The sequence below is a fragment of the Pseudomonas sp. RL genome (assembly GCF_000647775.1).
GTDB lineage: Bacteria > Pseudomonadota > Gammaproteobacteria > Pseudomonadales > Pseudomonadaceae > Serpens > Serpens flexibilis.
Genome location: NZ_JBOY01000023.1, coordinates 1 through 18688, shown reverse-complemented (window position 1 = coordinate 18688; position 18688 = coordinate 1). Strand labels below are relative to the sequence as shown.

The 18688-nt window shown below is 65.4% G+C and carries 21 protein-coding genes; 18 read left to right on the top strand and 3 right to left on the bottom strand.

Features of this window, described 5'->3' with window-relative positions; translation table 11 throughout:
* The first annotated feature begins 16 nt into the window (after window positions 1–16).
* The 18 genes from AS93_RS0104835 (at window position 17) to AS93_RS0104750 (ending at window position 16425) form a co-directional block, all read left to right on the top strand.
* Complete coding sequence (locus tag AS93_RS0104835) at window positions 17–1231, top strand: IscS subfamily cysteine desulfurase (RefSeq protein ID WP_027589550.1); 1215 nt, start codon at window positions 17–19, stop codon at window positions 1229–1231.
* A 36-nt stretch (window positions 1232–1267) separates the two neighbouring features.
* A complete protein-coding gene (iscU, locus tag AS93_RS0104830) occupies window positions 1268–1654 on the top strand; it encodes a Fe-S cluster assembly scaffold IscU (protein WP_027589549.1) in 387 nt (128 codons plus the stop codon).
* 10 nt (window positions 1655–1664) lie between these two features.
* A complete protein-coding gene (iscA, locus tag AS93_RS0104825; protein WP_027589548.1) occupies window positions 1665–1988 on the top strand; it encodes an iron-sulfur cluster assembly protein IscA in 324 nt (107 codons plus the stop codon).
* A 7-nt stretch (window positions 1989–1995) separates the two neighbouring features.
* Entirely contained in the window at window positions 1996–2517 is a 522-nt protein-coding gene (hscB, locus tag AS93_RS0104820; RefSeq protein ID WP_027589547.1) for a co-chaperone HscB, read from the top strand.
* A 41-nt stretch (window positions 2518–2558) separates the two neighbouring features.
* Entirely contained in the window at window positions 2559–4421 is a 1863-nt protein-coding gene (hscA, locus tag AS93_RS0104815; protein WP_027589546.1) for a Fe-S protein assembly chaperone HscA, read from the top strand.
* 4 nt (window positions 4422–4425) lie between these two features.
* Window positions 4426–4764, top strand: a complete 339-nt coding sequence (gene fdx / locus AS93_RS0104810; protein ID WP_027589545.1) for an ISC system 2Fe-2S type ferredoxin — start codon at window positions 4426–4428, stop codon at window positions 4762–4764.
* Between the two features lie 3 nt (window positions 4765–4767).
* A complete protein-coding gene (gene iscX, locus AS93_RS0104805; RefSeq protein WP_027589544.1) occupies window positions 4768–4968 on the top strand; it encodes a Fe-S cluster assembly protein IscX in 201 nt (66 codons plus the stop codon).
* 208 nt (window positions 4969–5176) lie between these two features.
* The gene (ndk, locus tag AS93_RS0104800; protein ID WP_027589543.1) at window positions 5177–5608 is read left to right on the top strand and encodes a nucleoside-diphosphate kinase; all 432 of its coding nucleotides are present in this window, start codon (window positions 5177–5179) and stop codon (window positions 5606–5608) included.
* A 24-nt stretch (window positions 5609–5632) separates the two neighbouring features.
* A complete protein-coding gene (rlmN, locus tag AS93_RS0104795; protein WP_027589542.1) occupies window positions 5633–6751 on the top strand; it encodes a 23S rRNA (adenine(2503)-C(2))-methyltransferase RlmN in 1119 nt (372 codons plus the stop codon).
* A gap of 44 nt (window positions 6752–6795) precedes the next feature.
* Entirely contained in the window at window positions 6796–7560 is a 765-nt protein-coding gene (pilW, locus tag AS93_RS0104790) for a type IV pilus biogenesis/stability protein PilW (protein WP_027589541.1), read from the top strand.
* Window positions 7557–8468, top strand: a complete 912-nt coding sequence (locus AS93_RS0104785; protein WP_027589540.1) for a RodZ family helix-turn-helix domain-containing protein — start codon at window positions 7557–7559, stop codon at window positions 8466–8468. Before pilW ends, AS93_RS0104785 begins: the two co-directional genes overlap by 4 nt.
* Window positions 8469–8479: 11 nt before the next feature.
* Window positions 8480–9589 (top strand): flavodoxin-dependent (E)-4-hydroxy-3-methylbut-2-enyl-diphosphate synthase, encoded by a 1110-nt coding sequence (ispG, locus tag AS93_RS0104780; RefSeq protein WP_027589539.1) that lies wholly within the window; start codon window positions 8480–8482, stop codon window positions 9587–9589.
* Between the two features lie 18 nt (window positions 9590–9607).
* Window positions 9608–10900, top strand: coding sequence for a histidine--tRNA ligase (hisS, locus tag AS93_RS0104775; protein WP_027589538.1), 1293 nt, complete (start codon window positions 9608–9610; stop codon window positions 10898–10900).
* A gap of 26 nt (window positions 10901–10926) precedes the next feature.
* Entirely contained in the window at window positions 10927–11559 is a 633-nt protein-coding gene (locus AS93_RS20980) for a YfgM family protein (RefSeq protein ID WP_037008533.1), read from the top strand.
* Between the two features lies 1 nt (window position 11560).
* Window positions 11561–12703 carry an outer membrane protein assembly factor BamB gene (bamB, locus tag AS93_RS0104765; protein ID WP_037008531.1) on the top strand — a complete coding sequence of 381 codons (1143 nt, stop codon included), beginning with the start codon at window positions 11561–11563 and terminating at the stop codon, window positions 12701–12703.
* Window positions 12704–12800: 97 nt separating this feature from the next.
* On the top strand, window positions 12801–14273 hold the full coding sequence (gene der / locus AS93_RS0104760) for a ribosome biogenesis GTPase Der (protein WP_027589535.1): 1473 nt from the start codon (window positions 12801–12803) through the stop codon (window positions 14271–14273).
* Window positions 14274–14467: 194 nt separating this feature from the next.
* Entirely contained in the window at window positions 14468–15619 is a 1152-nt protein-coding gene (locus AS93_RS0104755) for a pyridoxal phosphate-dependent aminotransferase (protein WP_027589534.1), read from the top strand.
* Between the two features lie 23 nt (window positions 15620–15642).
* A complete protein-coding gene (locus AS93_RS0104750; RefSeq protein WP_027589533.1) occupies window positions 15643–16425 on the top strand; it encodes an amidohydrolase in 783 nt (260 codons plus the stop codon).
* Between the two features lie 207 nt (window positions 16426–16632).
* On the opposite strand, the gene AS93_RS0104745 is transcribed toward AS93_RS0104750, so the two are convergent.
* From AS93_RS0104745 to AS93_RS20975, 3 genes are all read right to left on the bottom strand, one after another.
* Window positions 16633–17508: a carboxylate/amino acid/amine transporter gene (locus tag AS93_RS0104745; RefSeq protein WP_027589532.1), complete on the bottom strand. Its 876-nt coding sequence runs from the start codon at window positions 17506–17508 to the stop codon at window positions 16633–16635.
* A 70-nt stretch (window positions 17509–17578) separates the two neighbouring features.
* On the bottom strand, window positions 17579–18283 hold the full coding sequence (locus AS93_RS0104740) for an endonuclease I family protein (protein ID WP_027589531.1): 705 nt from the start codon (window positions 18281–18283) through the stop codon (window positions 17579–17581).
* Between the two features lie 196 nt (window positions 18284–18479).
* Window positions 18480–18688 (bottom strand): hypothetical protein (locus tag AS93_RS20975; RefSeq protein ID WP_037008527.1); only part of this gene is annotated, 209 nt, incomplete at its 5' end.

Sequence of the window (18688 nt, the reverse complement as noted above, 5' to 3'; positions counted from 1 at the left end):
TGTTAGGAGAGAGTCAATGAAGTTGCCGATTTACCTCGATTACTCCGCCACCACCCCGGTAGACCCCCGTGTGGCGAAGCTGATGTGCGATTGCCTGACCCAGGAAGGGAATTTCGGCAATCCGGCGTCGCGCTCCCATGTCTTCGGCTGGAAGGCCGAGGAAGCCGTGGAAAATGCCCGTCGCCAGGTGGCCGACCTGGTCAATGCTGATCCCCGCGAGATCGTCTGGACCTCCGGCGCCACCGAGTCCGACAACCTGGCCATCAAGGGCGTTGCGCACTTCTACGCCAGCAAGGGCAAGCACATCGTCACCTCGAAGATCGAGCACAAGGCGGTGCTGGACACCACCCGCCAGCTGGAGCGCGAAGGCTTCGAAGTCACCTACCTGGAACCGGGTGAGGACGGCATCATCACCCCGGCCATGGTCGAGGCGGCGCTGCGCGACGACACCATCCTCGTGTCGATCATGCATGTGAACAACGAGATCGGCACCATCAACGACGTCGCCGCCATCGGCGAGCTGACCCGCGCTCGCGGCATCCTGTTCCATGTGGACGCCGCCCAGTCCACCGGCAAGGTGGCCATCGACCTGGAAACCATGAAGGTCGACCTGATGAGCTTCTCTGCCCACAAGACCTACGGTCCCAAGGGCATTGGCGCGCTCTACGTGCGCCGCAAGCCGCGGGTGCGCCTGGAAGCCCAGATGCACGGCGGCGGTCACGAGCGCGGGATGCGTTCCGGCACCCTGGCGACTCACCAGATCGTCGGCATGGGCGAGGCGTTCCGCATCGCCCGGGAAGAGATGGCCCAGGACACCGCCCACGTGCTGGCCCTGCGCGATCGCTTCCTCAAGCAGGTCGAGGACATGGAAGAGCTGTACATCAACGGCAGCATGGCCCACCGCGTGCCGCACAACCTGAACCTCAGCTTCAACTACGTGGAAGGCGAGTCGCTGATCATGGCGCTCAAGGACCTGGCGGTTTCCTCCGGTTCCGCCTGTACCTCCGCCTCCCTGGAACCGTCCTACGTGCTGCGCGCCCTGGGACGCAACGACGAGCTGGCCCACAGCTCCATCCGCTTCACCTTCGGCCGCTTCACCACCGAGGAAGAAGTGGACTACGCCGCGCAGAAGGTGCGTCAGGCCGTGGCCAAGCTGCGCGAGCTGTCCCCGCTGTGGGACATGTACAAAGAGGGCGTCGACCTGACCCAGGTCGAATGGCAGGCGCATTAAGACGCTGCCCGCACGTGATTCAAGAGGAGTTGCACCATGGCTTACAGTGACAAGGTCATCGACCACTACGAAAACCCGCGCAACGTCGGCAAGTTCGACGCCGAGGATCCCGATGTCGGCACCGGCATGGTCGGCGCGCCGGCGTGTGGCGACGTGATGCGCCTGCAGATCAAGGTCAACGAGGCGGGCGTCATCGAAGACGCCAAGTTCAAGACCTATGGCTGTGGCTCGGCCATCGCCTCCAGCTCCCTGGCCACCGAATGGATGAAGGGCAAGACCCTGGACGAGGCCGAAGCGCTGAAGAACACCATGATCGCCGAAGAGCTGGCATTGCCGCCGGTGAAGATCCACTGCTCGGTGCTCGCCGAGGACGCCATCAAGGCGGCCGTGCGCGACTACAAGCACAAGAAGGGTCTGCTCTGAGGAGGTTGCCATGGCGATCAGCATGACTGAAGCGGCGGCCCGCCACGTGCAGCGTTCCCTGGATGGGCGCGGCAAGGGCGTGGGCATCCGCCTGGGGGTGCGTACCACCGGTTGTTCCGGCCTGGCGTACGTGCTGGAGTTCGTCGACGAACTGAAGCCCGAGGATCAGGTGTTCGAGAGCCATGGCGTGCGCGTCATCATCGACCCGAAGAGCCTGGTCTACCTGGATGGCACCGAGCTGGACTTCACCAAAGAAGGCCTGAACGAAGGCTTCAAGTTCAACAACCCCAACGTGCGTGGCGAATGCGGCTGCGGCGAAAGCTTCAGTGTCTGAGGTGAGCATGGGTACGCCCTGCCACTTCGCCCTGTTCGAGCTGCAGCCGGACTTTCGCATCGACCAGCAGGAGCTGGCCGCGCGCTATCGGGAACTGGCCCGCGCGGTCCATCCCGACCGTTTCGCCGATGCCGGCGAGCGCGAGCAGCGCCAGGCGCTTGAGCGTTCCGCGGCGCTGAACGAGGCGTACCAGGTGCTGCGCAGTGCGCCGCGCCGGGCGCGTTACCTGCTGGCGCTGGACGGGCATGAGCTGCCGCTGGAAGCCACTGTGCAGGACCCCCAGTTCCTGTTGCAGCAGATGCACTGGCGTGAAGAGCTGGAAGACCTGAGCGACAGCCTGGACCTGGCCGGTGTGGCCACCTTCAAGCAGCGCCTGAAGCAGGCACAGCAGCAACTGGAAGACCAGTTCGCCGCCTGCTGGAACGACAATGCGCAGCGCGAGCAGGCCGAGCGCCTGGTACGCCGCATGCAGTTCCTCGACAAGCTCTCCCATGAGGTGCGCGAGCTGGAAGAGCGCCTCGACGATTAACCCGGCCGCGCACTGGCGCGGTCCTCGATACGCAGGCAAGCATGGTTTTACTGCAGATCGCCGAACCCGGACAAACCCCGCAACCGCATCAGCGCCGCCTGGCGGTGGGCATTGATCTGGGCACTACCAATTCCCTCGTGGCCAGCGTACGCAGCGGTCGCGCCGAACCCTTGCCGGACGCCGAAGGCCGGCTTTTGCTGCCCTCGGCGGTGCGTTACCACGCCGATCGCGTCGAGGTGGGCCATGACGCCCGCGCCGCGGCGGCCAGCGATCCGTTCAACACCGTGATGTCGGTCAAGCGCCTTATGGGACGCGGTATCGAGGACGTCAAGCAGCTGGGCGAGCAGTTGCCCTACCGTTTTTCCGAGGGCGAGTCGCACATGCCGTTCATCGAGACCGTCCAGGGGCCGAAAAGCCCGGTGGAAGTCTCGGCGGATATCCTGCGCGTGCTGCGCCAGCGCGGTGAGGAATCCCTGGGTGGCGAGCTGGTGGGTGCGGTGATCACCGTGCCGGCCTATTTCGACGACGCCCAGCGGCAGGCGACCAAGGACGCCGCGCGGCTGGCCGGACTCACCGTGCTGCGCCTGCTCAACGAGCCCACTGCGGCAGCCGTGGCCTATGGTCTGGATCAGCAGGCGGAAGGTGTCGTCGCAATCTACGACCTGGGCGGCGGTACCTTCGACATTTCCATCCTGCGCCTGTCGCGCGGCGTCTTCGAAGTGCTGGCCACCGGCGGCGACAGCGCGCTGGGCGGCGACGACTTCGACCATGCCATTGCCGGCTGGATCATCGAGCAGGCCGGCCTGTCCAGCGACCTGGACCCGGGCGCCCAGCGCCGCCTGTTGCGTGTGGCCTGCGCCGCCAAGGAAGCCTTGAGCGCCAAGGATAGCGTCGCGCTGGAACACGAAGGGTGGCGCGGCGAGCTGAGCCGCGACACCTTCAACGCGCTGATCGACCCATTGCTGGCGCGCAGCCTGAAGGCTTGCCGGCGCGCGGTGCGCGATGCCGAGCTGGACATCGAGGACGTCACCGCCGTGGTCATGGTCGGCGGGTCTACCCGCGTGCCGCGCGTGCGCGAGGCGGTTGGCGAGCTGTTCGGCCGCCAGCCGCTGACCGATATCGATCCCGACCAGGTGGTGGCCGTGGGTGCCGCCATCCAGGCTGATGTGCTGGCTGGCAACAAGCGTGGCGGCGATGAGCTGCTGCTGCTGGACGTGATTCCGCTGTCGCTCGGCCTGGAAACCATGGGTGGGCTGATGGAGAAGGTGATTCCGCGCAACACCACCATCCCGGTGGCGCGTGCCCAGGAGTTCACTACGTACAAGGATGGCCAGACGGCCATGATGATCCATGTGCTGCAGGGCGAGCGCGAGCTGGTGCGCGACGGCCGCTCGCTGGCGCGCTTCGAGCTGCGTGGCATTCCGCCCATGGTGGCCGGCGCGGCAAAGATCCGCGTGACCTTCCAGGTGGATGCCGACGGTCTGCTGAGCGTGTCCGCCCGTGAGCTGAGCTCCGGGGTCGAGGCGAGCATCCAGGTCAAGCCGTCCTACGGGCTGACCGATGGCGAGATTGCCCGCATGCTCAAGGACTCCTTCGAACACGCCGGCGACGACATGGCGGCCCGTGCGCTGCGCGAGGCCCAGGTCGATGCGCGGCGCCTGATCGAGGCCGTGCAGGCCGCCCTGCAGGCCGATGGCGAGCGCCTGCTGGATGCCGACGAACGCCTGGTCATCGACGCCGAGATGGAGCGCCTGCAAGGGTTGCTGGACAGCAGCGACCTGGCCGCCATCGAACAGCAGACCAAACGCCTGACCCAAATCACCGACGCCTTTGCCGCGCGCCGCATGGATGCCTCCGTGAAGGCGGCCCTGGCCGGGCGCAGCCTGACCGATATCGAGGAATAACCGCATGCCGCAGATCATTTTCCTGCCCCACGCAGAACATTGCCCCGAGGGCGCCGTGATCGAGGCCAGTCCAGGCGAAACCGTGCTGGACGCGGCGCTGCGCAACGGCATCGAGATCGAGCACGCCTGCGAGAAATCCTGTGCCTGCACCACCTGTCACGTGGTCATCCGCGAGGGCTTCAACTCGCTTGAAGCCTCCGACGAGCTGGAGGACGACATGCTCGACAAGGCCTGGGGTCTGGAGCCGACCTCGCGCCTGTCCTGCCAGGCCGTGGTGGACAACCAGGACCTGGTGGTCGAGATTCCCAAGTACACCATCAACCAGGTTTCGGAAGGACACTGAGCCATGAGTCTGAAATGGGTGGATGTGCTGGAGATCGCCATTCAACTGGCCGAAACCAGGCCGGATGTGGACCCGCGTTACGTGAACTTCGTCGACCTGCATCGCTGGGTGACCGAGCTGCCCGAGTTCGACGACGAGCCGGGGCGTGCCGGCGAAAAGGTGCTGGAAGCCATCCAGGCCGCCTGGATCGAAGAGCGCGACTGATCGAGCCGGTTTCCGCCGTGGGAGCGGGCTTGTCCGCGAGCTTTTCCGGACAGACTGCACCCTGGCCGGCCATCTGAACGCTCGCGAATGAATGCGCTCCCACAGGCAGGTGCCTCCGCACCGCGTATAGCCTGCGACTGCCTTCATCCGTATAATCGTGCGCCTTCATTTTTCCGCTTCATCCAACCCCGCCTTCTGGAGTGATCCCATGGCCGTTCAACGTACCTTCTCCATCATCAAGCCGGATGCCGTCGCCAAGAACGTCATCGGTGAAATCACCACCCGTTTCGAAAAGGCCGGCCTGCGCGTCGTCGCCTCCAAGATGGTGCAGCTGTCCGAGCGCGAAGCCGCCGGCTTCTACGCCGAGCACAAGGAGCGCGGCTTCTTCAAGGATCTGGTTGCCTTCATGACCTCCGGTCCGGTCATCGTTCAGGTGCTGGAAGGCGAAAACGCCGTTGCCAAGAACCGCGAGCTGATGGGCGCCACCAACCCGAAGGAAGCTGCTGCCGGCACCATCCGTGCTGACTTCGCCGTTTCCATCGACGAGAACGCCGTGCACGGTTCCGACTCGGAAGCCTCCGCTGCCCGCGAAATCGCGTACTTCTTCTCCACCACCGAGCTGTGCGACCGCATTCGCTAAGCGAGCGGGTAGATAGGTGAATCCATGACTGCTCAAACCGGCCTCGTGAACCTGCTGGGCCTGACCCAGCCGCAACTGGAACAGTTCTTCGAGTCCATCGGCGAGAAGCGCTTCCGGGCCGGCCAGGTCATGAAGTGGATTCACCACTTTGGCGTCGATGACTTCGACGCCATGACCAATCTCGGCAAGGCCCTGCGCGAAAAGCTCAGGGCCTGTGCCGAGATTCGCGGTCCCGAGATCGTCAGCCAGGACATTTCCAGCGACGGCACCCGCAAGTGGGTAGTGCGCGTGGCGTCCGGCAGCTGCGTCGAGACCGTATACATCCCGGCGAACGGGCGCGGCACCCTGTGTGTGTCCTCCCAGGCCGGCTGCGCGCTGGATTGCAGCTTCTGCTCCACCGGCAAGCAAGGATTCAACAGCGACCTGACCGCCGCCGAGATCATCGGCCAGGTGTGGATCGCCAACAAGTCGTTCGGCACCGTGCCGGCGAAGATCGACCGCGCCATCACCAACGTGGTGATGATGGGCATGGGCGAGCCGCTGCTGAACTTCGACAATGTGGTCGCCGCCATGAGCATCATGATGGACGACCTCGGCTACGGCATTTCCAAGCGCAAGGTGACGCTGTCCACCTCCGGCGTGGCGCCGATGATCGACAAGCTGGGTGAAGTGACGGACGTGGCCCTGGCCCTGTCGCTGCACGCGCCCAACGACGAACTGCGCAACCAGTTGGTGCCGATCAACAAGAAGTACCCGCTGGATGTGGTGCTGGCCGCCTGCCGACGCTACATCGACAAGCTGGGCGAGAAGCGCTACCTGACGGTCGAATACACCCTGCTCCAGGGTGTCAACGATCAGCCCGAACACGCCGAGCAGATGATCGCGCTGCTCGCCGACATGCCTTGCAAGATCAACCTGATTCCCTTCAATCCCTTCCCGCATTCCGGTTATGAGCGGCCGAGCAACAACGCCATCCGCCGTTTCCAGGATCTTCTCCAGCAGGCCGGCTACAACGTCACCGTGCGCACCACTCGGGGCGACGACATCGACGCTGCGTGCGGCCAGCTGGTGGGGCAGGTCCAGGACCGTACCCGACGCAGCGAACGCTACATTGCCGTGCGCCAGTTGAATGCCGAAGGGTGAGGCGCCGGCAACCGACCGCCGTATCTGAAGGGAGTTGCCATCGCATGAGTCTGCGCCTTGCGACCATGATCTGTCTGACTGGCCTGCTGGCCGGCTGCATGTCTCACACCAGCGGCATGAATCCGCTGAGTACCCCCCAGGGCCGCGAGCAGGCTCGCGACGCCTATATCCAGCTGGGCATCGGCTACCTGCAGAAGGGCGCCAGCGAGCGCGCCAAGGAACCGTTGAGCAAGGCGCTGGAGATCGACCCGAACCACGCCGATGCCCATGCCGCCCTTGCCCTGGTGTTCCAGACCCAGATGGAACCGGCGCTGGCCGACCAGCACTACCGCAAGGCCTTGGCCGTGCGTCCGAAGGATGCCCGCATCCTCAACAACTACGGCACCTTTCTGTACGAGCAGAAGCGCTACGAGCAGGCCTATGAGCGTTATCGCCAGGCCAGCGAGGACACGCTCTACGGAGAGCGTTCGCGCGTATTCGAGAACCTGGGGCTGACCGCCCAGGCGCTCAAGCGCGACGACCAGGCCGCCGAGCACTTCCAACGCGCCCTGCGCCTGAATGCCAATCGCCCGCAGGCCTTGCTCTCGATGGCCGAGTTGTCCTACAACCGCAAGGACTATGTGGCCGCGCGTAACTATTACGAGCGTTTCACTGGCCTCTCGGAGCAGAATGCCCGTAGTCTGCTGCTCGGCATTCGCCTGGCCAGGGTGTTCGGCAACGCCGGCCAGGCCGCCAGCTACGGCCTGCAACTCAAACGCCTGTACCCCGCATCGCGGGAATATCAGCTCTACCTGTCGGAGTACAAATGAACACGTCGAACAGCGAATCCGCGATGACGACTCCGGTCAACCCGGGCGAACGCCTGCGCCAGTCCCGGGAAGCCCGGCACTGGTCGAGGGCCGAAGTGGCCCTGCAGTTGCACCTCTCCGAGGATGCCGTGCGTTACATCGAGGACGGCCTGTTCGACAAGCTGCCCGGTGCCACCTTCGCGCGTGGCTATATCCGTTCCTATGCGAAGTTGCTGGGCCTGGATGCCACCGAGCTGGCCCACGAGTTCGATCAGTTCACCGGCACCCAGCCGGCGGCCAGTACGCCGCAGGGGTTGAGCAAGGTGCAGGAGCCGGCGCGCCTGTCGCACAACGTGCTGCGCGGCGGCCTGTTCGCACTGTCGCTGGTAGCGGTCGGCATCGGCGTGCTCTGGTGGCAGGAACGCTACGGCGAGCCGCCGGCGCGCACGACCGCGCCGATCGAACGCGTCGAGGTGGACACCGCCGACGGTTCCACCGAGGTGCTGACTCTGGATGAACCCGAGGATCAGGCCGTACAGGCGGCCCAGGTGCCGATCGATCTGCTGGAGCCACCGCCCGCCCTGCCGGAGGGTGAGGGTGTCACTGCTGCTGGCGAGACGCCCATGGTCGCGCAACCCACTCCCAGCGAGCCCGCCGAAGCCGCAGTGGCTGCTCCCGTGCCGGCCGCTGGTGAAGGTCGCCTGCAGATCAGCTTCATCGAAGATTGCTGGGTGCAGGTCACCGATGCCAACGGCAAGGTGCATGTCGCGCAGCTGAAGAAGAAGGGCGAAAGCCTGGACCTGAGCGCCCCGGCACCCATGCAGGTGCGCCTGGGCTTCGTGCAGGGCGCGCAGATCACCTACAACGGGGAGCCTGTCGACCTCAGCGGTCGCCGTTCCCAGACCGCCAACCTGCGCCTGGGCGAATAGAGCCGAGCACCATGCATAGCGAATCCCCCATCAAACGCCGAGTGTCCCGCAAGATCTGGGTCGGCTCGGTCCCGGTCGGCGGCGATGCACCCATCGCGGTGCAGAGCATGACCAACACCGACACCCACGACGTGGCCGCCACCGTGGCGCAGATCCAGCGCCTGGAAGCTGCCGGCGCCGACATCGTGCGCGTCTCGGTGCCGGACATGGACGCCGCCGAGGCCTTCGGGCGCATCAAGCAGCAGGTCAAGGTGCCGCTGGTGGCCGACATCCACTTCGACTACCAGATCGCCCTGCGGGTGGCTGAGCTGGGCGTCGACTGCCTGCGCATCAACCCGGGCAACATCGGTCGCGAAGACCGCGTACGCGCCGTGGTGGATGCCGCCCGCGACAAGGGCATCCCGATCCGCATCGGCGTCAACGCCGGCTCGCTGGAGAAGGACCTGCAGAAGAAATACGGCGAGCCGACCCCGCAAGCACTGCTGGAATCCGCGTTGCGCCATGTGGAGCACCTGGACCGCCTGGACTTCCAGGACTTCAAGGTCAGTGTCAAGGCCTCCGATGTGTTCATGGCCGTGGAGGCCTACCGCCTGCTCGCCAGGCAGATCACCCAACCGCTGCACCTGGGCATCACCGAGGCCGGTGGCCTGCGCTCCGGTACCGTGAAGTCCGCAGTCGGTCTGGGCATGCTGCTGGCCGAAGGCATCGGCGACACCATCCGCATCTCCCTGGCCGCCGATCCGGTGGAGGAGATCAAGGTCGGCTTCGACATCCTCAAGTCCCTGCGCCTGCGCTCGCGTGGCATCAACTTCATCGCCTGCCCGAGCTGCTCGCGGCAGAACTTCGATGTGGTGAAGACCATGAACGAGCTGGAGCAGCGCGTCGAGGACCTGCTGGTGCCGCTGGACGTGGCGGTGATCGGCTGCGTGGTGAACGGGCCTGGCGAAGCCAAGGAGGCCCACATCGGCCTCACCGGTGGCACGCCCAATCTGGTCTACATCGACGGCAAGCCGGCGCAGAAGCTGACCAATGACAATCTGGTGGACGAGCTGGAACAGCTCATCCGTCGCAAGGCCGCCGAAAAGCAGGCGGCCGACGCCGCCGTGATCGCGCGCAGCTGAAGTAGTTAAGGAATTTTCGTGAGCAAGACCCTGCAAGCCATCCGTGGCATGAACGACATCCTGCCGGCGCAGACCCCGGCGTGGCGATACCTGGAAGGCACCTTCGCCGAGCTGCTGGACAGCTACGGCTACAGCGAGATCCGCCTGCCCATCGTCGAGTACACCGAGCTGTTCGCCCGCGGCATCGGCGAAGGCACCGACGTGGTGGACAAGGAGATGTACACCTTCCTGGATCGCAACGAGGAATCCCTCACCCTGCGTCCGGAAGGCACCGCCGGCTGCGTGCGCGCCGTGCTCGAGCATGGCCTGTCCGGCGGCGGCCAGGTGCAGAAGCTCTGGTACATGGGGCCGATGTTCCGCTACGAGAAGCCGCAGAAGGGACGCTACCGCCAGTTCCACCAGATCGGCGTGGAAGTGTTCAATCAGCCGGGTCCGGACATCGACGCCGAGCTGATCATCCTCACTGCCCGCCTGTGGAAGCAGCTGGGCATGGCCGATGCCGTGACCCTGCAGCTCAACAGCCTGGGTTCCAGCGAAGACCGCGCCCGCTACCGCGACGCGCTGGTCGAGTACCTCAAGGCGCGCTTCGAGCAGCTCGACGAGGACAGCCAGCGTCGCCTGACCACCAACCCGCTGCGCATCCTCGACAGCAAGAACGCCCAGACCCAGGCCCTGCTGGCCGATGCGCCGACCCTGGCGGACTACCTGGATGACGAGTCGCGCGCGCACTTCGAAGGTCTGAAGGCGCGCCTGGACGCCGTGGGCATCGCCTACGAGATCAATCCCAAGCTGGTGCGTGGCCTGGATTACTACGGCCGCACGGTATTCGAGTGGGTCACCGACAAGCTGGGCGCCCAGGGCACCGTATGCGCCGGTGGCCGTTATGACGGCCTGGTCGCCCAGTTCGGCGGCAAGCCGACGCCGGGTGTCGGTTTCGCCATGGGCGTGGAACGCCTGATCCTGCTGCTGGAAACCCTCGGCCTGGTGCCGGCGGAACTGTCGCGCGCGCCCCATGCCTATATCTGCGCCTTCGGCGAAGCGGCGGAGCTGGCCGCGCTGCAGCTCTCGGAGCGCTTGCGTGATACCCTGCCGGGCCTGCGCGTACTGGTGAATGCCGGCGCCGGCAGCTTCAAGAGCCAGTTCAAGAAGGCCGACAAGAGCGGCGCGCATTTCGCCCTGATCCTGGGCGAGGACGAACTGGCGCAGCGCGTGGTGGGCGTCAAGCCGCTGCGCGATGACAGCGAACAACAGAGCATTGGCTGGGATGCACTGGCCGGCCACCTGGCCGCGTCGCTGCAACTGCGCGCCTGAGACACATAAGGAGAATCGGTGTGAGCATGACCGAAGACGAACAGATCGCCCGTCTGAAGGAGTGGTGGAGCCGCAACGGCATGCCGCTGGTTACTGGCGGGCTGCTGGCCCTGGCCGTGGTATTTGGCTGGCAGGCCTGGCAGAACCATCAGACCAACAAGGCGCAGGGCGCCTCGGTGGTCTATCAGCAACTGGTGGAAACCGCGCTCGGCAGTGAAAAGCCTGACACCGCGCGGGTCGCCGAGCTGGCTGCCCAGCTGAAGAACGACTTCGGCGGTACGCACTATGCCCAGTTCGGCAGCCTGTTCGTCGCCAAGGTGGCGGTCGAGGCCGGTCAGCTGGACGAAGCCGCGGCCGAGCTGCGTACCGTGCTGGACAAACCCGCCAGCGCCGACCTGGAAGAGCTGGCCCGTCAGCGCCTGGCCCGCGTGCTGAGCGCTCAAGGCAAGGGCGAGGAAGGTCTGGCCCTGCTGGATGGCAAGGTCGATGCCGCCTACCTGGCTGGCCGTGAGGAAGTGCGTGGCGACCTGCTGCTGCAACTGGGCCGCAAGCAGGAGGCCTTCGCCGCCTATACCAAGGCCAAGGAAGCGCTGCCGGTCAACGGTGCCGCCGGTACCCTGCAGATCAAGCTGGACGACCTGGCCAACGGAGACGCCTGACGTGAGAACCCCCTGGACCTGGGCGCTGCTGTTCAGCATGGCCGTACTGGCCGGTTGCGGCAGTTCGAGCAAGAAGGAGCTGCCGCCGGCCGATCTGCCGGACTTCACGGCGGAGCTCAAGCTGCGCAAGGAATGGAGCCGCTCGATTGGCGACGGCCAGGGGGACCTCTTCAATCGTCTGGTGCCGGCGGTGGATGGCGAACGCATCTTCGCCGCCGACGCCGACGGCCTGGTGCAGGCCATGGATCGCCTGACCGGCAAGGTGCTGTGGAAGAAGAAGCTCAAGCTGCCGGTGTCCGGCGGCGTGGGCGCCGGCTTCGGCCTGGTGCTGGTCGGTACGCTGAAGGGCGAAGTGATCGCCCTGGACGCCGACAGCGGCGAGCAACGCTGGCAGGCCAAGGCCACCAGCGAGGTGCTGGCCGCTCCGGCCACCAACGGCGACGTGGTGGTGGTGCAGACCCAGGACGATCGCCTGATCGGCCTGGATGCCACGACTGGCATGCAGCGCTGGATCTACGAGAGTTCGCCGGCGGTACTGACCCTGCGTGGCACCGGTGCGCCACTGCTGACCAACCAGTTGGCCATCGCCGGCTTGTCCACCGGCAAGGTGATCGCCGTTGACGCGCGTCGTGGTCTGCCGGTCTGGGAGCAGCGGATTGCGGTTCCCCAGGGGCGTTCCGAACTGGAGCGTATCGTCGACATCGACGGCGGGTTGCTGGTCTCCGGCAGCACCTTGTACGTGGTCAGCTACCAGGGGCGCCTGGCGGCGCTGGACCTGAACAGCGGCCGGGTGCTCTGGCAGCGCGAAGCGTCCAGTTCGGTCGGTGTTGCCCAGGGCTTCGGCAGCGTATACCTCAGCCAGGCCAACGGCACGGTGGAGGGGATCGACGAGCGCTCCACCACCGCGCTGTGGAGCAACGACCAGTTGGCCCGTCGCCAGCTGTCGGCCCCGGAGGTGTTTTCCAGCTACGTGGCGCTCGGTGACTACGAGGGTTACCTGCACCTGATCAGCCAGGTGGATGGCCGCTTCGTCGCCCGCACCCGCGTCGACAGCGACGGCCTGCGCGCCCGACCGATCGCCGTGGGTGGCTGGCTGTATGTCTATGGCGATGGCGGCAAGCTGATGGCGCTGACCATCGAATAGCGACCGGGCGCGAACCCGCGCGTCGTCGCTGCGAATGATCGGCCGCTGCCTGGGCAGCGGCCTTCGTGTTTTCTGATTTTTTAAAGTGGAGAGCCGCATGGTTCCCGTAATTGCCCTGGTCGGCCGCCCCAACGTGGGCAAGTCGACTCTGTTCAACCGCCTGACCAAGTCCCGCAACGCCATCGTCGCCGAATTCGCCGGCCTGACCCGTGATCGCCAGTACGGCGAGGCCAAGTGGCAGGGCCGCACCTATATCGTCGTCGACACCGGCGGCATTACCGGTGACGAGGAAGGCATCGACGCCAAGATGGCCGAGCAGTCGCTGCTGGCCATCGAAGAAGCCGACGCCGTGCTGTTCCTGGTCGACTCCCGCGCCGGACTGACCGCCGCGGACGAGCTGATCGCCGAGCACCTGCGCAAGCGCAACAAACGCAGCTTCCTGATTGCCAACAAGGTCGATACCGTCGACCCCGATCTGGCGCGCGCCGAGTTCAGCCCGCTGGGCCTGGGCGATGCACTGCCGATTGCCGCAGCCCATGGCCGCGGCATTCACCCGATGCTGGAAGAAGTGCTGGGTGTGTTCCCCAAGGACGAAGACGCCGAGGCGCTGGAAGCGGTTGCGCAGGAAGAGGTCGCCGAGGGCGAGGAGGCATCGCGCATTCCCGGCCCGAGCGAGAAGGATGGCATCAAGATCGCCATCATCGGCCGGCCCAACGTCGGCAAGTCCACCCTGGTCAACCGCATGCTCGGCGAGGAGCGGGTGGTGGTCTACGACCAGGCCGGCACCACGCGGGACAGCATCTACATCCCCTTCGAGCGTGACGACGAGAAGTACACGCTGATCGACACCGCCGGCGTGCGCCGGCGCGGCAAGATCTTCGAGGCTATCGAGAAGTTCTCGGTGGTCAAGACCCTGCAGGCCATCCAGGACGCCAACGTGGTGGTGTTCGTGATGGATGCCCGCGAGGGCGTGGTCGAGCATGACCTCAACCTGCTGGGATTCGTATTGGAAACAGGCCGCGCGCTGGTCATCGCGCTCAACAAGTGGGACGGCATGGAGCCTTCCGAGCGCGACTACGTGAAGAAAGAGCTGGAGCGCCGGCTGTTCTTCGTCGACTTTGCCGACATCCACTTCATCTCCGCGCTGCATGGCACCGGGGTGGGCAATCTGTACAAATCCGTGCAGGCCGCCTTCCACTCGGCGGTGACCCGTTGGCCCACCAACCGGTTGACCAACATCCTCGCCGACGCGGTGCAGGTGCATCAGCCGCCGCTGGTCAACGGTCACCGCATCAAGCTGCGCTACGCCCACCTGGGCGGCGCCAACCCGCCACTGATCGTCATCCACGGCAACCAGGTGGAAGCGGTGCCCAAGTCCTACACCCGTTACCTGGAAAACACCTTCCGCAAGGTGCTCAAACTGGTGGGTACGCCGATCCGCATCGAGTACAAGGGCGGCGAAAACCCCTTCGAGGGCAAGAAGAACAAGCTCACCGACCGGCAGGTGAACAAGAAGCGCCGCCTGATGGCCCACCACAAGAAGGCCGAGAAGAAGCGCAAGAAGAAGTAGCGGCTTCGGTGCGGTTCTTTGGTGGGAGCGGACTTGTCCGCGAGCTTTTCATTCAGGTTCAGCTAGCTAGCCGGCCGCTCCAAAAAGCTCGCGAATGAATTCGCTCCCACGAGTTCCTCGCAGATGCCTCCCGCTTGCACCCTCCCGCTTCCCGCTTCTATGCTCGACGCCCCGTTTCCCTGGCGTCGAAGCCCATGATCCACAGCAAGCTGCCCCACGTCGGCACCACCATCTTCACCACCATGTCCCAGCTTGCCACGCAGGTCGGGGCGATCAACCTGTCCCAGGGCTTCCCCGATTTCGACGGGCCGGATGCGCTGCGCGAGGCGGTCGGCCGCCACGTGATGGCCGGCCACAACCAGTACGCGCCGATGACCGGCCTGCCGGCCCTGCGCGAGCGGGTAGCGGCCAAGGTGGCGCGTCTGTACGGCCGCCAAGCCAATGCCGATACCGAAATCACCATCACCCCCGGCGCGACCCAGGCGATCTTCTGTGCCATCCAGGCGCTGGTGAGCCCCGGCGACGAGGTGATCGTCTTCGATCCCTGCTACGACAGTTACGAGCCCTCGGTGCAGCTGGCCGGCGGGCGCTGCGTCCATCTGCCGCTCAGCCTGCCGGACTTTGCCATCGACTGGCAGCGCCTGCAGGACGCACTGACGCCGCGCACCCGGCTGATCATCCTCAACAGCCCGCACAATCCCAGCGGTGCGCTGCTGGAACGCGCCGACCTGGAACGCCTGGCCAGCCTGCTGCGCGGTCGCGAGGACATCTACCTGCTCAGCGACGAGGTCTACGAGCACCTGGTGTTCGACGGCCGCGAGCATGCCAGCCTGCTGCGTCACGACGAGCTGTATGCACGCGCCTTAGTGGTCAGCTCCTTCGGCAAGACCTACCACGTCACCGGCTGGAAGACCGGCTATGTGGTAGCGCCGCCGGCGCTGACCGCCGAGCTGCGCAAGGTGCACCAGTACGTGAGCTTCACCGGCGTCACGCCGCTGCAATGGGCGCTGGCCGACTACATGGCCGCCTATCCGCAGCATGTCGACGAGCTGCCGGATTTCTACCAGGCCAAGCGTGACCTGTTCTGCGGGCTGCTGGCCGAATCGCGCCTGCGCTTCACGCCGACGCCGAGCACCTATTTCCAGCTGGCCGACTATTCGGCGATTCGCCCGGACCTGGATGATGTGGCGATGAGCCAGTGGCTGACCCGCGAACACGGGGTGGCCTGCATTCCAGTGTCGGTGTTCTACCAGACGCCGCCGGCGGATCTGCGCCTGGTGCGCTTCTGCTTCGCCAAGCGCGAGGAAACCCTGCGCCAGGCGGCCGAGAAGCTGTGTGCCGTATGAACCGATGGTTGTGAGGATTCGACATGAGTGACAAACCCGACCTGCGCCTGGCCCTGGTGCAGACCGATCTGGTCTGGCATGACGCGCCGGCGAACCGTGAGCGCTTCGCGCAGTTGCTGGAGCAGGCGCGCGGTGCCGATCTGGTCATCCTGCCGGAGATGTTCACCACCGGCTTCTCCATGGAGTCGGCGACGCTGGCCGAAGCGGAGGAGGGCGCCACCCATGCCTGGCTGCGGGAGCAGGCCGAGCGGCTGCAGGCGGTGGTCACCGGCACGCTGATTGTCCAGGCGGCCGATGGCAGCTACCGCAACCGCCTGCTGTGGGCGCAGCCGGATGGCCAGGTGCGCCATTACGACAAGCGCCACCTGTTCCGCATGGCCGGCGAGCACGAGCATTTCGCCCCGGGTGGCGAGCAGGCGCTGTTCGAGCTGAAGGGTTGGCGGGTGCGCCCGCTGATCTGCTACGACCTGCGCTTCCCGGTGTGGAGCCGCGATCCCCAGGGCACCGATCTCTTGCTTTACACCGCCAACTGGCCGGCGGCCCGGCGCAACGCCTGGAACCGCCTGCTGCCCGCGCGGGCCATCGAGAACCTCTGCTACGTGGCGGCGGTGAACCGCGTCGGCACCGATGGGCATGGCTATCCCTACAGTGGCGACAGCCAGGTGCTGGATTTTCTCGGCGATAGCCTGCTGGACGCGGAGGAGGGCGACGGCGTGTTCCAGATCAGCCTGAACGCGGACAAGTTGGCGCGCTTTCGCGAACGCTTTCCGGCCTGGCGGGATGCGGATGCCTTCGAGCTGAAATGAGAGTCGTAGGGCGGTCGGCGTTTTTCCGGCCGCCGTCTGGCGAGCCCGCGCCAGGCGCAGATCGTAGGGTGGGTCGCGCTTCATCGACCCACCGTGCGTGCCGCGAGGCGCGCCGTGCCGGCGCGGTGGTGGACGAGAAAAACGTTGTCCACCCTACGGATGCGTCCGGGGTAGGGGGCGCGCTTTATCGACCCACCGTGCGGGCCGTCAGGCGCGCTGTGCCGCCGCCATTCCAGATTTGCGGCCCAGCCGGTTCACCCACAGCGAGCCAACGATGATCAGGCCGCCGACCGTCAGGCGCAGCAGGTCTTCTTCGGTGTTCCAGACGAGCAGGTTGATCAGCAGTCCCACCGGTACGCTGAGGTTGTTCATCACCGCCAGGGTGCCGGCGTCCACCTGGGTGGCGCCCTTGTTCCACCAGAACTGGCCCAGCGCGGTGGCCAGCAGGCCCATCCACACCAGTACGCCCCATTGCACATCGGTGGTCGGCAGGCGCTGCGGATTGCCCAGCAGGAGCCAGGCCGGCAACACGATGATCAGCGCACCGAGGAAGAAGTAGCCGAAGCGCCGGAACAGCGGCACGTCGCAGGGATGGCGGGCCACCAGGCGCTTGTACAGCACCTGGCCGGTGGCGAAGGTGAAGTTGGCGATCTGCAGCAGGAAGAAGCCGAGCAGGAAATCGCCGCTGACGTCGTCATAGCGGATCAGTGCCGCACCGAATACCGCCAGGGCGGCGGCCAGCAGCGCCCAGCCATTGAAGCGTCGGTTCAGGGCGTCGTCGATCAGCGTCACGTGCAGCGGCGTGAGCACGGTGAACAGCAGCACCTCCGGCACCGTCAGGACGTTGAAGCTCAGGTACAGGCAGAGGTAGGTGATGCCGAACTGCAGCGCGCCGACCAGCATCACGCCGCGGATGAACGGTGGCGGCACGCCGCGCCAGCGGGTGAGCGGCAGGAACACCAGGCCGGCCAGGACCACCCGGGTCAGGACCGCGAAATAGCTGTCGACCTGACCGGCCAGGAAGGCGCCGATCAGGTTGAAGGAAACCGCCCAGAGCAGGGTGACGACAAGCAGATAGATCATGTGGGACTCCCGGTCAGGGCGCCGACATTACCTGCTGCCCTGGCCGATCACAATTGTCCCGGCGGCGAACTCAGCGGCGGGCGAGCGGTGTGCAGCTGGACAGGTCCACCTCGCCCACATAGGGATTGGCGTTGCCCTGCACGCAGGCAATCTTGCGGTTGCGCCACTGTTCCCATTCGCTCACCGGATACTGGCGGTTCCAGATGTCGTACAGGCGCTGATCCTGGCGCGACAGGCGCAGGTGGTATCGCTCGCTCATGTACAGGTAGATGCGTGCGATGGCGCCCCGGGTGGACTCCGGTGGCATGGCGGTGCGCTGCTTGAAATCCACCACAAACGGACAGGCACCGTACTGATGGGGTTTCTGGGTAAGCATGCCGAAGCCGTAGTTGCTGCGGTCGCTGTTCACCTCGCCAATGGACGGCACCAGATTGTGCAGGTCGGCCTCGGCGCGGCTGAACACCGGGTCGTTGGCAGTGCAGTTCTTGCGCCCGCCGTCCTGCCAGCACTGGCGCTGGTGGCCGATTACCCAGGCCGGTACCACGTGTTCCCACTCGATGCGCCCGGCACGTTGTGCGTTCTTGCGCGGCTCGTAGCCACAGCTGTCCAGATCGACGCGATTGCCCTTGTAGGTGCAGCCGCAATAGAACTCGACCGGTCGCTCGGCATATAGCTTCCAGGCGATCTTCTTGGCTTCGACGAAGGTGCGGGGGGCGTCGGCCTGGGCGAAATGCACAGGCACGGCGATGAACAGCAGGGCGAACAGCAGGCGCATGGAAACTCTCGACAACGTGACTGAGAGCGCATCCGTGCGCGTGAGGCCGCAATTCTAGCCTGCTGTTGGTTAACAAATGCAAGGAATACAAGAGCTTGCGCAGGGGGAAAGAGACAATGCGGCTGATGCGCTGACCTGTAGGAGCGGCTTCAGCCGCGATGCTTTTGAGCGGGCGCGATCGTGGCCGAAGCCGCTCCTACAAAAAACGTTGCTCCCAGCCCCGGAGAAAACCCCGATCAACGGCCGGTTTGCCTAAGTGTTTGTTCTGCTGGCAAAAAAAATTCACTTCCGTTGAAAAATACTGTTGACAGGGGAGCGGGTCGAACCTAATATGCGCCCCGTCCTGACGCACGGGGCTATAGCTCAGCTGGGAGAGCGCTTGCATGGCATGCAAGAGGTCGACGG

Excerpts from the sequence above, each read along its gene's own strand:
- AS93_RS0104835 (WP_027589550.1), top strand. The coding sequence starts at position 17 with ATGAAGTTGCCGATTTACCTCGATTACTCCGCCACCACCCCGGTAGAC.
- iscU (WP_027589549.1), top strand. The coding sequence starts at position 1,268 with ATGGCTTACAGTGACAAGGTCATCGACCACTACGAAAACCCGCGCAAC.
- iscA (WP_027589548.1), top strand. The coding sequence starts at position 1,665 with ATGGCGATCAGCATGACTGAAGCGGCGGCCCGCCACGTGCAGCGTTCC.
- hscB (WP_027589547.1), top strand. The coding sequence starts at position 1,996 with ATGGGTACGCCCTGCCACTTCGCCCTGTTCGAGCTGCAGCCGGACTTT.
- hscA (WP_027589546.1), top strand. The coding sequence starts at position 2,559 with ATGGTTTTACTGCAGATCGCCGAACCCGGACAAACCCCGCAACCGCAT.
- fdx (WP_027589545.1), top strand. The coding sequence starts at position 4,426 with ATGCCGCAGATCATTTTCCTGCCCCACGCAGAACATTGCCCCGAGGGC.
- iscX (WP_027589544.1), top strand. The coding sequence starts at position 4,768 with ATGAGTCTGAAATGGGTGGATGTGCTGGAGATCGCCATTCAACTGGCC.
- ndk (WP_027589543.1), top strand. The coding sequence starts at position 5,177 with ATGGCCGTTCAACGTACCTTCTCCATCATCAAGCCGGATGCCGTCGCC.
- rlmN (WP_027589542.1), top strand. The coding sequence starts at position 5,633 with ATGACTGCTCAAACCGGCCTCGTGAACCTGCTGGGCCTGACCCAGCCG.
- pilW (WP_027589541.1), top strand. The coding sequence starts at position 6,796 with ATGAGTCTGCGCCTTGCGACCATGATCTGTCTGACTGGCCTGCTGGCC.
- AS93_RS0104785 (WP_027589540.1), top strand. The coding sequence starts at position 7,557 with ATGAACACGTCGAACAGCGAATCCGCGATGACGACTCCGGTCAACCCG.
- ispG (WP_027589539.1), top strand. The coding sequence starts at position 8,480 with ATGCATAGCGAATCCCCCATCAAACGCCGAGTGTCCCGCAAGATCTGG.
- AS93_RS20980 (WP_037008533.1), top strand. The coding sequence starts at position 10,927 with ATGACCGAAGACGAACAGATCGCCCGTCTGAAGGAGTGGTGGAGCCGC.
- der (WP_027589535.1), top strand. The coding sequence starts at position 12,801 with ATGGTTCCCGTAATTGCCCTGGTCGGCCGCCCCAACGTGGGCAAGTCG.
- AS93_RS0104755 (WP_027589534.1), top strand. The coding sequence starts at position 14,468 with ATGATCCACAGCAAGCTGCCCCACGTCGGCACCACCATCTTCACCACC.
- AS93_RS0104750 (WP_027589533.1), top strand. The coding sequence starts at position 15,643 with ATGAGTGACAAACCCGACCTGCGCCTGGCCCTGGTGCAGACCGATCTG.
- AS93_RS0104745 (WP_027589532.1), bottom strand. The coding sequence starts at position 17,508 with ATGATCTATCTGCTTGTCGTCACCCTGCTCTGGGCGGTTTCCTTCAAC.
- AS93_RS0104740 (WP_027589531.1), bottom strand. The coding sequence starts at position 18,283 with ATGCGCCTGCTGTTCGCCCTGCTGTTCATCGCCGTGCCTGTGCATTTC.